15 protein-coding genes are annotated in these 16,204 nt (G+C 51.3%); 9 read left to right on the plus strand and 6 right to left on the minus strand.

Translation table 11 applies throughout. The features are described 5' to 3' along the window. Positions 1 to 5: 5 nt before the first annotated feature. Both pgm and seqA read right to left on the minus strand, forming a co-directional pair. Entirely contained in the window at positions 6 to 1,646 is a 1,641-nt protein-coding gene (gene pgm / locus SK36_RS14485; protein WP_045441073.1) for a phosphoglucomutase (alpha-D-glucose-1,6-bisphosphate-dependent), read from the minus strand. 24 nt (positions 1,647 to 1,670) lie between these two features. Further along, complete coding sequence (seqA, locus tag SK36_RS24725) at positions 1,671 to 2,213, minus strand: replication initiation negative regulator SeqA (RefSeq protein WP_045441072.1); 543 nt, start codon at positions 2,211 to 2,213, stop codon at positions 1,671 to 1,673. A gap of 195 nt (positions 2,214 to 2,408) precedes the next feature. On the opposite strand from seqA, the gene ybfF reads away from it, so the two are divergent. From ybfF to SK36_RS14530, 9 genes are all read left to right on the plus strand, one after another. Next, positions 2,409 to 3,182, plus strand: coding sequence for an esterase (gene ybfF / locus SK36_RS14495; protein ID WP_045441071.1), 774 nt, complete (start codon positions 2,409 to 2,411; stop codon positions 3,180 to 3,182). A gap of 128 nt (positions 3,183 to 3,310) precedes the next feature. Further along, complete coding sequence (gene ybfE, locus SK36_RS14500; protein ID WP_048221849.1) at positions 3,311 to 3,598, plus strand: LexA regulated protein; 288 nt, start codon at positions 3,311 to 3,313, stop codon at positions 3,596 to 3,598. Positions 3,599 to 3,753: 155 nt separating this feature from the next. Continuing rightward, complete coding sequence (gene fldA / locus SK36_RS14505) at positions 3,754 to 4,284, plus strand: flavodoxin FldA (RefSeq protein ID WP_045441069.1); 531 nt, start codon at positions 3,754 to 3,756, stop codon at positions 4,282 to 4,284. 210 nt (positions 4,285 to 4,494) lie between these two features. Continuing rightward, positions 4,495 to 4,581 (plus strand): ryhB-regulated fur leader peptide, encoded by an 87-nt coding sequence (locus SK36_RS24730; protein WP_100247215.1) that lies wholly within the window; start codon positions 4,495 to 4,497, stop codon positions 4,579 to 4,581. After that, positions 4,574 to 5,020 (plus strand): ferric iron uptake transcriptional regulator, encoded by a 447-nt coding sequence (fur, locus tag SK36_RS14510; RefSeq protein WP_045441068.1) that lies wholly within the window; start codon positions 4,574 to 4,576, stop codon positions 5,018 to 5,020. Before SK36_RS24730 ends, fur begins: the two co-directional genes overlap by 8 nt. Before the next feature lie 129 nt (positions 5,021 to 5,149). After that, positions 5,150 to 6,076 carry a tricarballylate utilization LysR family transcriptional regulator TcuR gene (gene tcuR / locus SK36_RS14515; RefSeq protein ID WP_048221850.1) on the plus strand — a complete coding sequence of 309 codons (927 nt, stop codon included), beginning with the start codon at positions 5,150 to 5,152 and terminating at the stop codon, positions 6,074 to 6,076. Between the two features lie 97 nt (positions 6,077 to 6,173). Beyond that, positions 6,174 to 7,577 carry an FAD-dependent tricarballylate dehydrogenase TcuA gene (gene tcuA, locus SK36_RS14520; RefSeq protein ID WP_048221851.1) on the plus strand — a complete coding sequence of 468 codons (1,404 nt, stop codon included), beginning with the start codon at positions 6,174 to 6,176 and terminating at the stop codon, positions 7,575 to 7,577. Further along, entirely contained in the window at positions 7,564 to 8,703 is a 1,140-nt protein-coding gene (tcuB, locus tag SK36_RS14525; RefSeq protein WP_048221852.1) for a tricarballylate utilization 4Fe-4S protein TcuB, read from the plus strand. Before tcuA ends, tcuB begins: the two co-directional genes overlap by 14 nt. Positions 8,704 to 8,758: 55 nt before the next feature. Next, positions 8,759 to 10,054 (plus strand): MFS transporter, encoded by a 1,296-nt coding sequence (locus SK36_RS14530; RefSeq protein ID WP_045441064.1) that lies wholly within the window; start codon positions 8,759 to 8,761, stop codon positions 10,052 to 10,054. 50 nt (positions 10,055 to 10,104) lie between these two features. Here the strand turns inward: SK36_RS14530 and chiQ are convergent, their stop codons facing one another. The 4 genes from chiQ to nagE all read right to left on the minus strand — a co-directional run bounded on the left by chiQ (position 10,105) and on the right by nagE (position 16,160). Next, complete coding sequence (gene chiQ / locus SK36_RS14535) at positions 10,105 to 10,437, minus strand: ChiQ/YbfN family lipoprotein (protein WP_045441063.1); 333 nt, start codon at positions 10,435 to 10,437, stop codon at positions 10,105 to 10,107. A 49-nt stretch (positions 10,438 to 10,486) separates the two neighbouring features. Beyond that, the gene (gene chiP / locus SK36_RS14540) at positions 10,487 to 11,893 is read right to left on the minus strand and encodes a chitoporin ChiP (RefSeq protein ID WP_045441062.1); all 1,407 of its coding nucleotides are present in this window, start codon (positions 11,891 to 11,893) and stop codon (positions 10,487 to 10,489) included. 436 nt (positions 11,894 to 12,329) lie between these two features. Continuing rightward, positions 12,330 to 13,997, minus strand: a complete 1,668-nt coding sequence (gene glnS, locus SK36_RS14545) for a glutamine--tRNA ligase (RefSeq protein ID WP_045441061.1) — start codon at positions 13,995 to 13,997, stop codon at positions 12,330 to 12,332. Between the two features lie 213 nt (positions 13,998 to 14,210). Next, positions 14,211 to 16,160, minus strand: coding sequence for a PTS N-acetyl glucosamine transporter subunit IIABC (gene nagE / locus SK36_RS14550; RefSeq protein WP_048221853.1), 1,950 nt, complete (start codon positions 16,158 to 16,160; stop codon positions 14,211 to 14,213). Between the last annotated feature and the right edge of the window lie 44 nt (positions 16,161 to 16,204).

Consider the following 16,204-nt stretch of genomic DNA (forward strand, 5'->3'; position numbering starts at 1 on the left):
TCTGGTTACGCGTTTTTCAGCACTTCGCTGACAATCTCAACCGCTTCTTTTTCAATCTGCTTGCGGTGTTCTTCACCCAGGAAGCTCTCGCAGTAGATTTTATAGGCGTCTTCAGTACCTGACGGACGTGCGGCAAACCAGCCATTGTCAGTCATCACTTTCAGACCGCCGATAGAAGCACCATTGCCTGGCGCCGCCGTCAGACGCGCGGTGATCGGATCACCCGCCAGCGTGCTGGCACTGACCATCTCCGGAGAGAGTTTAGACAGCGCTGCTTTCTGCGCGGAGGTCGCGCTTGCCTGCAAACGGTTATAGCTCGGCGCACCAAAACGCGCGGCCAGCTCGTTGTAATGCTCTTGCGGGTTCTTACCGGTCACGGCAGTAATTTCGGCCGCCAGCAGACACATAATGATCCCGTCTTTGTCGGTCGACCACGGTGTACCGTCGAAACGCAGGAAAGAAGCCCCCGCGCTCTCCTCGCCGCCGAAACCGAAGCTACCGTCGAACAGGCCATCAACAAACCATTTAAAGCCAACCGGTACTTCAACCAGTTTACGTCCTAAATCATTCACCACACGGTCAATCATCGCTGAAGACACCAGCGTTTTGCCAACGGCAACGTCTTCGCCCCACTGCGGGCGATGCTGGAACAGATAGTTGATCGCGACTGCCAGATAGTGGTTCGGGTTCATCAACCCGGCCGGAGTGACGATGCCGTGACGGTCATAATCTGGATCGTTAGCAAATGCCAGATCGAACTTATCACGTAGCGCCAGCAGACCCGCCATCGCACACTCGGAGGAGCAGTCCATACGGATAGCACCGTCTTTGTCGAGATGCATAAAGCGGAAGGTCTGATCAACCTGATCGTTAACAATGGTCAGATTCAGTTTGTAGTGCTCGGCAATACGCTTCCAGTATTCGATACCGGAGCCACCCAGCGGATCGACACCCAGCGTCAGACCCGCTTTTTGAATCGCTGCCATATCGACAATATCTGCAAGCCCTTCCACGAACGGCTGCACAAGATCCTGTTCTTTCACGTGACCCGACGCCAGCGCCGCATCCAGTGAAATTCGCTTAACACCGTTAAGTCCATCAGCCAGCAGCGCGTTGGCACGATCTTCCACCACTTTAGTGACGTTGGTATCTGCCGGACCACCGTTTGGCGGGTTGTATTTAATGCCACCATCTTCCGGCGGGTTGTGAGACGGCGTGATGACAATGCCATCAGCCAGCGGGCCGCCTTTTTTGTTGTGGACCAGGATTGCATTTGACACGGCAGGCGTTGGCGTAAAGCCGTTATTTTCCTGCACGATGACATCAACACCGTTTGCCGCCAACACTTCCAGTACAGAGATAAATGCCGGTTCAGACAGCGCATGGGTGTCTTTGCCCACATAACAAGGCCCGGTAATCCCGTTTTTCGCACGTTCTTCGGCAATGGCCTGGGCGATTGCCAAAATATGCGGCTCGTTAAAACTGTGACGACCTGCACTACCACGATGCCCGGATGTCCCGAACTTAACGGCATGCTCAGCATTCCCGGCTGTTGGTTTAAGTACATAGTACTGTGCCGTCAGTTGGGCGACGTTAATCAAATCACTCTGTTGTGCAGGCTGACCTGCACGCTTGTGGATTGCCATTGCCTGGTCCCTCTAATGCAAGGATTAAATTGTTCCGCAAACCTTTTCAATCAATTCCGCAGGGAATTGCATTGACTGCATGATGTGTTCAACCATGCTGCATTTGCGGCCGGTATTCGTGTTGGTGATCACCCAGTACGGTGTGCCAGGCACATGTTTCGGCTTGGTTTGATTACCATTTTTCAGCAGCGTCTGTTCATCCGCTGCAAAATAGACGCGTGTGCGACCGTGTAACGACTCCGTTGCTTCAGCAAACGCGTGCTGATCCAGTGAATAGAGTGTAGACAGCACCAGCATAAAGCGATTCACTGCTTTTTTCTGTTCCGCATATTCATCGGAAAGCAGCAGTTCACGCATGGCGCGCACTTTATCTTTAACGGGGTCGACCGGCTTGGCTTCCACGACAGGTTGCACGGCGCGGACTTCTTTTACCACCGGAGTGGCAGGCTGTGATGCGGCAGAAAACTTCAACATACGCCGTAAAATGTCGGATGCGCTCTCGCCGATATGCTTGGTGTGGCTGGCAATATAGCTATAGAGTTCATCATCAACTTCAATCGTTTTCATCTTAATCCAGTGCGGTGTCTTAGCTGAATACAAGTTGTTGGGATTATTACACCTAGTGTAAAGGCAAATCCCAACAGCGGATAGCGTCAAGCCTGATGGCCAGAAAAACTCGGAGTAACCGTAGTTGTTGCAGCCCTGTGGCAGAATGGTCAACATGATACCCTAACCCGCTAGTGTGAAAAAAAGAACTTTGCCATGAAATTGAATATCCGAGCGCAATCTGCACAAAACCTGCACAATAATTCCCCCATCGTCCTGGTTCACGGTCTGTTTGGCAGCCTGGATAACCTGGGCATACTGGCACGTGACCTGGTAGTCGATCACGACATCATTCAGGTTGATATGCGAAATCACGGGCTCTCCCCTCGTTCGCCAGAGATGAATTACCCGGCCATGGCGCAAGACCTGTTGGATACACTGGACGCCCAACAAATAGAAAAAGCGACTTTTATTGGTCACTCAATGGGGGGCAAAGCGGTGATGGCGCTAACCGCGCTGGCACCTGAACGTATCGATCAACTGGTGGCTATCGATATTGCACCGGTTGACTACCATGTCCGTCGTCACGATGAGATCTTTGCGGCGATTAATGCCGTGACGGATGCACAAGCCGCATCACGCCAGCAGGCGGCAAGCGTGATGCGCCAGTACCTGAAAGAAGAAGGCGTAATCCAGTTTCTGCTGAAATCCTTTGTTGACGGCGAGTGGCGTTTCAATGTCCCCGCATTGTGGGACCAGTATCCTCATATTGTGGGCTGGGAAACCATACCTGCATGGGATCATCCGGCGCTGTTCATCCCTGGTGGAAACTCGCCGTATGTTACCGAAGCGTACCGTGACCAATTACTGGCGCAATTCCCTCAGGCAAGGGCGCATGTTATTGCAGGTGCAGGTCACTGGGTACACGCAGAAAAACCAGATGCGGTCCTACGCGCCATCCGTCGTTATCTGACGGACAAGGCCAACTGATTAAAAACTCAGCGTCCGCGCGCGATTACGTGCGTGGGCGTTGGCGCGCCCCCCCTGCTGATGTATGATGGCGCGCTATCCATCCGGGCAGACGCCTGGCTGATTGTTTCCCCGAAGTCACCAAGATCATGGCCAAAGAACAAACGGACCGTACGACATTAGATCTGTTCGCGCAGGAGCGTCGCCCGGGACGACCCAAAACCAATCCGCTTTCGCGTGATGAACAGTTACGTATTAATAAACGTAATCAGCTTAAACGCGACAAAGTTCGCGGGCTTAAGCGTGTCGAACTGAAACTGAATGCCGACGCCGTTGACGCTCTGAACGAGCTGGCGGACGCGCGTAACATGAGTCGCAGTGAACTCATCGAAGAGATGCTGATGAACCAACTCGCCACGTTGCGTGGTCAGGCATAGTCTGAATTTCTGCTCTAAATCATAAATCGTGTAGCACAGAGTGCAGTCCCGCGTGTTTGCTGTTTCCGCATGCCTGACTGTTCTGCTATGATTGCCCTTATCCGTGGGCATTGCGCCACCACCATTTCAATAAGTTTCAAGAGGTTATTTTACTCATGGCAATCACTGGCATCTTTTTCGGCAGCGACACCGGTAACACCGAAAACATCGCAAAAATGATTCAAAAACAGCTTGGTAAAGACATTGCCGATGTACATGACATTGCAAAAAGCAGCAAAGAAGACCTGGAAGGGTATGACATTCTTCTGCTCGGTATCCCAACCTGGTATTACGGTGAAGCGCAGTGTGACTGGGACGACTTCTTCCCTACTCTCGAAGACATTGATTTTAACGGTAAACTGGTTGCGCTGTTTGGCTGCGGCGACCAGGAAGACTACGCAGAATATTTCTGTGATGCGTTAGGTACCATCCGCGACATCATCGAACCACGCGGCGCAACCATCGTCGGTCACTGGCCAACGGCGGGTTATCACTTTGAAGCGTCTAAAGGCCTGGCTGATGATGACCACTTTGTCGGTCTGGCTATTGATGAAGATCGCCAGCCTGAGCTGACCGCTGAACGCGTAGAAAAATGGGTTAAACAGATTTCTGAAGAACTGCATCTCGACGAAATCATTAACGCCTGATTTCATGCGGCGTAGAAACGTATCTACGCCGCATCAATAGATAAAACCAATCAAAATAATTGCTACAAATTTGTAACTTTCTCGCCTGACCCTGTACAATGGCTGGATGCCAATCGGGTATTGCACAGAGTGTTTGTCGGCGATACCACGTTTTGATTAACAATATTTGCCAGAGACTTGCTGTTTTCATTTAGACATGGCAGTTCTATAATGATACGCATTATCTCAAGTGCAATTTCTGTCACTTCTGTTAATGAAGTGAACCGCTTAGCTACAGGACAGATTCCGCATGACTGACAATAATACCGCATTAAAGAAGGCTGGCCTGAAAGTAACGCTTCCTCGTTTAAAAATTCTGGAAGTTCTTCAGGAACCGGATAACCATCACGTCAGTGCGGAAGACTTATACAAACGCCTGATAGACATGGGTGAAGAGATTGGTCTGGCGACCGTGTATCGCGTGCTGAACCAATTTGATGATGCCGGTATCGTAACCCGCCATAATTTTGAAGGTGGCAAATCCGTCTTCGAATTAACCCAACAGCATCATCACGATCACCTGATTTGCCTCGACTGTGGCAAAGTGGTCGAATTTAGCGATGATTCCATCGAAGCGCGTCAGCGTGAGATTGCGGCTAAACATGGTATTCGCTTAACCAACCATAGCCTCTATCTGTACGGTCACTGCGCTGAAGGCGATTGCCGCGAAGATGAGCATGCGCACGACGCCAAATAATATGATGTTTTCTGAAAAGCCAACCCTGCGGTTGGCTTTTTTTATAAGCTAAACCTGGCCGGGGGCCTCTTCCTTTCGAGTCAATGCAGCTTTAATGTAAAATTCACCCTACCTCATCGGAGAGCCGAAATGGAGCTTCGCCAGCTACGCTATTATGTTCGTATTGTAGAAACCGGCAGTATGGGCAGCGCGGCGCTCGATCTCAATATTGGTGTTTCGGCTCTCAGCCAGCAAATGACCCGGCTGGAAAACGAACTCGCTATTCGCCTGCTGCAACGAACCTCTCGTGGCGTGACGCCCACCAGCGCCGGGCTGGCTTTTTACTCCCAGGCACAACTGGCATTACGTCACGCAGACGATGCGATCCTCGCGGCTCGAGAGGCCCGGCTTTCCGGTCACGTCAGCGTCGGAATGGCTCCCAGTACCGCATCCGTGCTCGGTGTGCCTTTCATTAATGCAATGCGGGAAAACTATGCAGATGTCCGCCTGCATGTGGTGGAAAGCCTCTCCGGTAACCTGGAGCGGATGATTAATACCCGCCAAATTGATTTAGCAGTGGTGTTTCAAAAGGAAAAAATCCTGCGCTGGAGTGCCAGACCGATTCTCGAAGAACGGCTATTTTTGATTGGCACCCATGCTTTACTGGATGATATTACGGATGACAATATCGCCCCTGCCCAGCTGGTTAATATTCCATTGATAATGCCAAGCCCGGGTCACGGCCTGCGCGGCAGACTGGATGCTATCTGCCAGGAACATGCTCTGAACATTGAGATCACTACAGAAATTGATGGTCTGACGCTGTTGATGAGCGCCGTTCGCAGTGGAATCGGTGCCACATTACAACCCGGCGCGGCGATTTCGCATCTCGATAAAGAGACGCTAAGAGTGATCGGCGTCCATAATCCAATACTTAGCCGCCCTAATTTTCTTGTCAGCCTTTCTGATGATGAACTTACCCCCGCAGGTCTCGCTGCCCGCGTGATACTGACCAAAGTGATGTGTCAACTGGTGGAAGCGGGAAGCTGGCCAGGCGCAATTCTTTACAATAACTAAAGGGCTATTTAGCATCACAGCGTAGCGCCCACACAACTTACACGTATACATTTTAATTACAAATTTAACAATTAGTTAAATGGTAATGGAGTATACGATGGTTGATGTTCTGGTGATTGGCGGCGGCAATGCCGCATTATGTGCCGCCTTAACCGCCCGGGAGCAAGGGGCTTCTGTATTACTGCTCGAAGCAGCCCCCCGAGAATGGCGCGGAGGGAATTCCCAACACACGCGTAATTTACGCTGTATGCATGATGCCCCACAGGATGTCCTGGTGGAGAGCTATCCAGAAGAGGAGTTCTGGCAGGATCTCTGGCGTGTAACTGAAGGAAATACCAACGAAGCACTGGCGCGGTTGGTGATACGTACCTCTTCGCAATGTCGCGACTGGATGCGCCAGCACGGCGTTAATTTTCAACCCCCTCTTTCCGGTGCTTTGCATGTGGCGCGCACTAACGCCTTCTTTATGGGCGGCGGAAAAGCTCTCGTGAATGCCTATTATCGCAGCGCAGAAAAGCTGGGCGTGCAAATTCGCTATAACACACCGATCCAGGCGCTAGAACTGCATAATGGCGAGTTCGTAGCGGCACTGGCAGGCAAAGAGCGCATTGTGGCTAAGTCCTGCGTGCTTGCCGCCGGGGGGTTTGAATCTAACCGCGAATGGCTGCGGGAGGCGTGGGGCAAGAATGCCCGCGGCGAGTGGCCTGCGGATAACTTTCTTATTCGCGGCACACGCTTTAACCAGGGCGTACTGCTTAAATTTATGATCGATGCCGGGGCGGACATTGTCGGCGATCCCTCCCAGTCACACTGCGTGGCGATTGACGCCAGAGCACCATTATACGATGGCGGAATTTGCACCCGTGTGGACTGTGTCTCGCTGGGCATAGTGGTAAATCGTGATGCTGAACGTTTTTATGATGAAGGCGAAGATTTCTGGCCAAAACGTTACGCTATCTGGGGACGGCTGGTTGCCCATCAGCCCGGACAAATTGGCTACTCCATTATCGACAGTAAAGCGATCGGCCACTTCATGCCTCCGGTCTTTCCTGGCGCACAGGCCAATACGCTGACAGAGCTTGCTCGCCAGTTGGGACTGGATGCCGAACGCTTTACCCACACCATCATGCAGTACAACAGCGCCTGCCTGCCTGGGCAATTCGATCACACCACGCTGGATAACTGCGCAACACAAGGTCTGACACCGGCGAAAACACACTGGGCACGACCATTAGATACGCCACCTTACTATGGCTATGCCTTACGCCCGGGGATCACCTTCACCTATCTGGGGCTGAAAGTGGACGAACATGCCGCAGTACACTTTGCCGGACAGCCAAGCCGCAACCTGTTCGTTGCCGGAGAGATGATGGCGGGCAATGTGCTGGGTAAAGGCTATACCGCTGGTGTAGGAATGTCTATCGGCACAACTTTTGGCTGTATTGCCGGAAAAGAGGCCGCCCTGGCTGCACAAAAGGAGGCTCATCATGAAGCAGCTTGAGAAATTGATCATTGAAGCGCAAATTCTTACCGAGCCGGAAGCAGAGGTTGAACGTGTGATGCAGGTCTGTAATGCCTGCCGCTATTGCGAAGGTTTTTGCGCAGTTTTTCCGGCGATGACTCAGCGTCTGGAATTTGGTAAAGCGGATATAAACTATCTGGCAAACTTGTGCCATAACTGTGGTGCTTGTCTGCACGCCTGCCAATATGCTCCGCCCCATGAATTTGCTCTCAATGTACCGAAAGCGATGGCGGAAGTACGGCTGGAAACCTATCAGCACTACGCCCAACCTGCGGCCTTTGGCGCGCTTTATCATCGGGCAGGCGTAACCACGACGCTGTCGCTGGTTTTCGGCCTTATCGTGTTTCTGCTCCTCGCCATGGGTTTAAAGGGTTCATTACTCCATCCTCCACTGGCCGGGGATTTCTATCAAATTTTTCCGCATAACCTGCTGGCATGGATGTTTGGCTCTGTTTTTATCCTGGCAATAGGTTTGCTTATGGCAGGCGTGATCCGCTTCTGGCGAGAGATCTCCCCGGGTATGCCGCGTTCCGCGGAAATTGCTGAAGCCTCACACAATGCGCTGACGTTGAAATATCTCGACGGTGGGCACGGCAAAGGTTGTAACGAAGCGGATGATGCCTTCACTCTGATGCGTCGCCGTTTCCATCACTTCACCTTCTACGGTTTTATGCTCTGCTTTGCCGCCACCATCGTAGCGACGGGCTATCACTACTTCGCAGGTATAGAAGCACCCTACCCGTTCTTTAGTCTTCCAGTGATCCTTGGCACCTTGGGCGGTATTGGTTTAGTTGTAGGCCCTGCTGGCTTGTTATGGCTGAATCTTAAGCGCTCACTGCTACATGGTGACGCGCGGCAAAAACCAATGGATCGCGGTTTTATTTTGCTGCTGCTACTGACCAGCCTGACTGGTTTAGCGTTGCTGGCAGGTAGAGACACCTCCTGGATGGCTATTCTGCTCGCCATTCATCTCGGCGTGGTCATGGCACTCTTTCTGACCATTCCTTACGGAAAATTTGCCCACGGATTTTACCGCTGCGCTTCCTTACTCAAGTGGGCAATAGAAAGACGGCGCGGAAAACAGGCGGGAGTCGCAGGCGACTAACCCACACACTCTTACCTCTATAAAAACAAGATAAAGACAATGGAGAGCAAACCCAATGACACAACAACCATCGCGCGCTGGTACTTTCGGCGCAATACTGCGGGTAACCAGCGGTAATTTCCTCGAACAGTTCGACTTTTTTCTGTTCGGTTTTTACGCCACCTATATTGCAAAAACGTTCTTTCCCGCAGAGAGTGAATTTGCTGGCCTGATGCTGACCTTTGCCGTTTTCGGTTCGGGCTTCTTAATGCGACCTGTTGGTGCAATTGTACTGGGAGCTTACATAGACAGAATTGGTCGCCGTAAAGGGCTGATGGTAACGCTCGCGATTATGGGTTGCGGTACCCTGCTAATTGCCCTGGTTCCCGGCTATCAAAGTATCGGTCTGTTGGCCCCTGCGCTGGTATTACTGGGACGATTATTACAGGGATTCTCTGCTGGTGTGGAGTTAGGAGGCGTCTCTGTTTATCTTTCTGAAATTGCCACACCGGGGAATAAAGGCTTCTACACCAGTTGGCAGTCTGCCAGTCAACAGGTTGCCATTGTGGTGGCGGCTCTGATTGGTTACGGTCTGAACGCCACGCTGGCGCACGATGAGATCTCTGAATGGGGATGGCGCATTCCATTTTTTATTGGTTGCATGATTATTCCTTTGATTTTCGTTCTCCGCCGCTCGCTTCAGGAGACTGACGCATTTTTACAACGCACGCACCGTCCCGACACCAGGGAAATTTTCACCACTATCATCAAAAATTGGCGTCTCATCACAGCGGGTACGCTGCTGGTGGCAATGACCACTACCACATTTTACTTTATCACCGTTTATACCCCGACCTACGGCAGAGCCGTGCTACACCTCAGCGCCCGCGACAGCCTTATTGTCACCATGCTGGTCGGTATTTCTAACTTTATCTGGCTGCCAATTGGAGGTGCAATTTCAGACCGAATTGGCCGTCGTCCGGTGCTGATGGGTATTACCGTGCTCGCATTGATCACCACCTGGCCTGTAATGCACTGGCTGACTGCCGCGCCAGATTTCACCCGTATGACGTTGGTACTGCTTTGGTTCTCGTTCTTTTTTGGCATGTACAACGGGGCAATGGTTGCAGCGCTCACTGAGGTGATGCCTGTTTATGTACGTACAGTGGGTTTTTCACTGGCTTTCAGTCTTGCCACTGCTATTTTTGGCGGTCTGACGCCAGTAATATCAACAGCGTTGGTTCAGTTAACAGGAGATAAAAGTTCACCTGGATGGTGGCTGATGTGTGCAGCACTTTGCGGGCTCTCCGCCACGGCAATGCTGTTTGTCCGTTTAAGCCGAAATTATCAACCGGCAGACAATAAACTCTGAAATGCAGACGGGCGGAGAAATATCTCCGCCCGTTTTGTTCGAACCGCGTTTTATTTTGCCGAGTTCTTGCTGCGAATTTCCTGCCAGACCTTGTCACAATCGGCAGAGACAGCCTGATCGTTGCCCGTGCGCGTAGCCTGAATACACTGCTGGTAATCCAGCACGCGAACACTTTCTTCATTGGCAAACTGCTGGTGCTGCTTTTCTTTCTTCAGCACGTTTAACACGCTTTGGCAGGCCTCTATTTTCTCCGGTGAGCCCTGCGCGGTATTAATGCATGCGCTGTAGGCTTCTTTAAGACGGCTATCTTCTTTCGGTGCCGGTGATTGTGCACAGGCCACCAGCCCCGATGCCATAACGGTGATGAGTATCAATTTTTTCATAGCACACTCCTCAACAATGCGGCAGGCACCAGGCCCGCCGCTGTTCGCATTAGAAGATGGTGAACGGAGCAATAACGATGAACTTCACGTCACGCTCATCCTGGAAGATGTTGCCGTAACCACCACCCCAACTCGGAATGTTTGAATGGTTGTCGTACTCGGTGAAGTGCAGTTTAAACATAGTGCCCTTCGCTCGACCGTCCTGCAGGGTGTAGACCGCATCCAGGCTGTAAGATGATTCTTCGATAGTACGATTTTTGTCGTAGTACGCATCCGGGTTGATCTGCCAGGTAGATGGCTTGGCATCCCATGCGTAAACGTATGATGCACCCACAGCCCAGCCAGGCAGGTTCCAGTTCTTCAGGTCGTACATCGCACCGAAGAAGACTGCCTTTTCACCGTTGGCGTTGAAGTCAGAACGGTTATCCCACCAGATATCCAGACGACCGTTTGAAGACGCATACGTCGGGGTCATACGCTGCAGGAAGTAACCTTGCTGCCCGTCTGCTTTAACCCAGGTTCCTTCCAGTCGCAGATCAACCACTTCCGCCACTTTGTAGCCGAAGGTCAGCGCCTGCAGCCAGGCTGTACCGTCATAAATGTTGCTAGCGGTGCGGTCATCAACCTTGTCACGCGCACCATAGAACTGATAGCTGGTAGTAAACGGATTGCCGCCTAAATCAAATTTGTAACTGGCTTTCGCGAAGTATTGATCAACATAGCCTTCGGACTGACCAAATGCCGCTTCAAGCAACAGGTTATTTTTGAAATCATATTTAGCGCCGATGGAATGGAGGTAATCAACTTTAGTCTTTTTATCGGCCTGATAGAATTTATCGACTTCGGTGTGCCACGGAGCCTTATATTCGTTTGCCCACATATAGGAGAAGCTCAACGCGCCAGCATCGCCGTAGTCAAAGTTGGCACCAGCTTCAGCACCCTGATAGGTCCCTGGCATAAAGCTCCAGTGCGGAGCCAGCAGAGTCTGCCCGGTAGGTTGAATATAACCGGCACGCGCCCAGGTCGGGCCAAACTTAAATTTCGCCGCCGCTTTATACAGACTTATTCCGCTCTTATCGCCGGAATAATCTTCGTCATAGCCTTTATTTTTTTTCGAGAATGCAATTTCGTTTGGATGCCCGCTGTCGCCATTTTCCGCCATTTCAATTGCGGTAAAAGCAGCCACATCAAGGCCGAACATATCGGCCACATAACCGGACTGGAAATCGAGGTTAGCGTTCCAGGTGGCGTGAGAAAGGTTGGTTTTGTATTTGTCGTCATCGGTAACATCTTTACGGTCACGCTCACGCTGCCAGTAATAGATGCCGCCAGTCAGTGTTGAATCATCAAAAAAACCTTCGGCTTGCGCCTGGGGAACGACAACCAAACCCGACATTGCTGTAATACCGGCGATAGCCAGCGCCAGCGTACTACGTTTGCCACTAAACGTACGCATATGTTAATCCTCTTTGACGTATAAAATGCTGCCGACTAAAAGCGAACAGCGAAAAAACAAAAATTAAAAAAGTAGCGCTGAGAAAACCTCATTGACTACAATGGATAGACTATTTTTCGCGACGCGAATTATCAATCTCTTTTTGTAACCATTATGTAAGAACATGGGCAACCGCACATATTTCATTGCTTTCTGTTACATTTTCATCGATAAATAAAAAAGCGTTGAAAAAATGAAAAAATGCTTGTTTTCCATGAAGATGAAATCGGTTTCAGCCCAGAGAAGCTCTTCACTCAAGGTTTTGATTCAAAAATAAGAAATGGAAAAATTCATTCCTGAATAATAATTATTTTGCTCCGCAAACAGAGTTGTTACGTGTTTTCTGGCAAAAAAAACGCCGCAGAATGCGGCGTTTGAAAGGATGTATTGCTGCGGTTTATTCGCCCGCTTTCGCCCACGTATCACGCAGACCAACGGTACGGTTAAATACCAGCTTGTCCGCTGTTGCGTAGCGGCTGTCGAGGCAGAAGTAACCTTCACGTTCAAACTGGAACGCTTTGCTCGCAACTGCAGACTTCAGCGACGGCTCGCCGTAACCCTGTTTGATAACCAGTGACTCAGGATTAATGACGGACAGGAAGTCGTCCGCGGCGCCTGGGTTTGGTACGCTAAACAAACGGTCATACAGGCGGATTTCAATCGGCAGCGCATGTGCAGCGCTAACCCAATGAATAACGCCTTTTACTTTACGCCCATCAGCCGGATCTTTGCTCAGCGTATCAGCATCATAGGTGCAGAAAATAGTGGTGATATTACCCTCTGCATCTTTCTCTACACGCTCGGCTTTAACAACATAAGCATTACGCAGACGGACTTCTTTGCCCATTACCAGACGCTTGTACTGCTTGTTAGCTTCTTCGCGGAAGTCAGCACGATCGATCCAGATTTCACCGCTGAACGGTACTTCACGGCTGCCCATTTCCGGTTTATTCGGATGGTTCGGCATGGTAACCAGTTCGCTTTCACCCTGCGGATAGTTTTCGATAACCAGTTTCACTGGATCAATAACTGCCATCGCGCGCGGAGCGTTTTCGTTCAGATCTTCACGAATACAGGATTCCAGAGAGGCTATCTCAATGGTGTTGTCCTGCTTGGTCACGCCGATGCGTTTGCAGAACTCACGGATAGCAGCGGCCGTGTAACCACGACGACGCAAACCAGAGATAGTCGGCATACGCGGATCGTCCCAGCCTTCAACATGCTTGTCGGTAACCAGCAGGTTCAGCTTACGCTTGGACATCACGGTGTATTCCAGATTCAGGCGCGAGAATTCGTACTGGCGCGGATGAACCGGAATAGTGATGTTATCCAGCACCCAGTCATACAGACGACGGTTGTCCTGGAATTCCAGCGTACACAGTGAATGCGTGATACCTTCCAGCGCATCGCTGATGCAGTGGGTAAAGTCGTACATCGGATAGATGCACCACTTGTTACCGGTCTGATGATGCTCGGCAAACTTAATGCGGTACAGCACCGGATCGCGCATAACGATAAACGGTGAAGCCATGTCGATTTTCGCACGCAGGCAGGCTTTACCTTCTTCAAAGCCACCGGTACGCATTTTTTCGAACAGTTCAAGGTTCTCTTCGACGCTACGATCGCGGAACGGACTGTTTTTGCCCGGCTGGGTCAGCGTACCGCGGTATTCACGGATTTCGTCAGCAGACAGTTCGTCGACGTACGCCAAACCTTTGTTGATAAGCTCTACCGCATAAGCGTGCAGTTGATCGAAGTAATCCGAAGAGTAGCGAATATCGCCAGTCCAGTGAAAACCTAACCATTCAACGTCATTTTTAATCGATTCAACGTACTCGATGTCTTCTTTAACCGGGTTCGTATCATCAAAACGCAGGTTGCACTGGCCCTGGTAGTCTTGCGCAATACCAAAGTTCAGACAGATGGATTTCGCGTGGCCAATGTGCAGATAGCCATTTGGCTCCGGCGGAAAACGGGTATGGATAGTGGTGTGCTTACCACTGGCCAGATCTTCATCGATGATCTGACGAATAAAGTTACTCGGGCGGGCTTCAGCCTCACTCATCGTGGATTCCTCAAAGCGTAAACAACGTATAACGGCGTATGATCTTATAACCCGGACAGACTGACAACCCTTAGTTACGCAAAATACGTATCAGACAGGCATTATGGGGGCAATTGCTGCAAAAAAAAGCGGCGGAGGATAATCCCCCGCCGCTTAAATATCGCGTGTTAGTTGTCGGATCGCGGCGCTTTGCGCCTTATCCGGCTACAGCGATTATTTACTTTTAATTTCGTACAGTGGCGTTTGACCTGCAACCACATGACCTTCGGCTTTGATCACCAGACCACCGAAATCATCGCTGTTGCTGCAAACAACCGGGCTAATCATTGAACGTGCATTGGCGTTCAGATACTCCAGATCCATTTCCAGAATAGGTTGACCTGCAGTAACTTCCGCACCGTCTTCAACCAGACGTTTAAAGCCCTTGCCTTCCAGCGCAACGGTATCGATACCCATATGGACAACGATTTCCGCGCCTTTTTCTGTTTCCAGACAGAACGCATGGTTGGTGTTAAAGATCTTCACGATGGTGCCTGCTGCCGGGGAAACAACGATTTTATCCGTCGGTTTCACTGCCACGCCGTCACCTACCGCTTTGCTGGCGAAAGCTTCATCAGGAACTTGCTCCAGGGCAACCACATCACCGGTAATCGGAGAAACCAGTGCTTCGACAGTTACCGCATTCGCGACCGCCTGCGGTTTGACAACCGGAGCCGCTGCTGCTGGTGCACTTTCACCAGACGCTGCTGCAACCGGACCACGGGCCACAACTTTCTTCATCTCGTCGCCGATGGATTCTGCTTTCGCACCCACGATGACCTGGATAGTTTGCTTGTTCAGTTTCACCACACCGGATGCGCCTAAACGTTTACACATCGCATCGTTGACGCGACCAGAGTCGACAACGGTCAGACGCAGACGAGTGATACAGGCGTCAATCGCTTTCAGGTTATCCGTACCGCCAACCGCAGCAATGTAGTTGGTGGCCAGTTGCGCTAAACCTTCTTCGGTATTGCTGTTTGCTTCGTCAGTAACAATTTCGTCTTCTTTATCTTCGCGGCCCGGCGTTTTCAGGTTAAACATGCGAATAACCGCGCTGAACAACACAAAGTAGATGACGAAGAACACCAGCCCCATCGCTACCAGCATCCAGACGTTCTGGCTTGCTGCCGGCAAGTTGTACATCAACACGTAGTCGATAGCACCTGCGGAGAAGGAGAAGCCCGCGTGGATCCCCAGCAGCGTTGCGACGAACAGGCTGATACCCGTTAACAGTGCGTGCAGGAGGTACAGCAATGGTGCCAGGAACATGAACAGGAATTCCAGCGGCTCGGTAACACCGGTCAGGAACGCAGTGATCGCCACAGACAGCAGCATACCGCCAACCATCGGACGACGTGCTTTCGGTGCTGCAAAGTACATCGCCAGCGCCGCACCCGGCAGACCAAACATCATGATCGGGAAGAAGCCTGACATGAACATACCCGCAGTGCCGTCGCCCGCATAGAAGCGGTTGATGTCACCGTGGAATACTGCGCCTGCCGCATTGGTGAATTCACCAATCTGGAACCAGGCAATGGTGTTCAGAACCTGATGCAGACCGGTTGGGATCAGCAGACGGTTGATGAAACCAAAGATACCGGAACCCAGCGCGCCAGCGCCCACGATCCACTCACCACCTGCATGGATAGCGTTCTGCACCGGCGGCCACACGTAGCCGAAGATAGCAGCCAGCACCAGGCAAAAGAAACCGGTGGCGATTGGCACAAAGCGTTTACCGCCGAAGAAGCTCAGGAAGTCAGGCAGTTTGATACCAGACCAGCGGTTATACACCGCACCACCGACCAGACCGGTAATAATACCTGCCAGCACGCCCATGTTGATCGCCGGGTTGATGGTAACCATTGCTTTGGTCAATATGAAATAACCGACCGCACCTGCCAACGCTGCAGCACCTGCGCTGTCTTTAGACCAGCTGGATGCCACACCGATGGCAAATATTAACGCGAGGTTATCAAAGATGGCCCCACCCGCTTGCGCGATGAAGGGTACGTTAAGCAAATCTGGTTGGCCAAATCGCAGCAACAGTGCCGCGACAGGCAGCACAGCGATGGGGAGCTGTAACGCCCTACCCAGCCGCTGGAAAAAACCTAAAATATTCATTTTATTCCCCCTACGAGACCCCGATTAGGCTCCTTTGAAGCCAT

This window comes from Citrobacter sp. MGH106, from assembly GCF_001037495.1.
GTDB lineage: Bacteria > Pseudomonadota > Gammaproteobacteria > Enterobacterales > Enterobacteriaceae > Citrobacter > Citrobacter murliniae.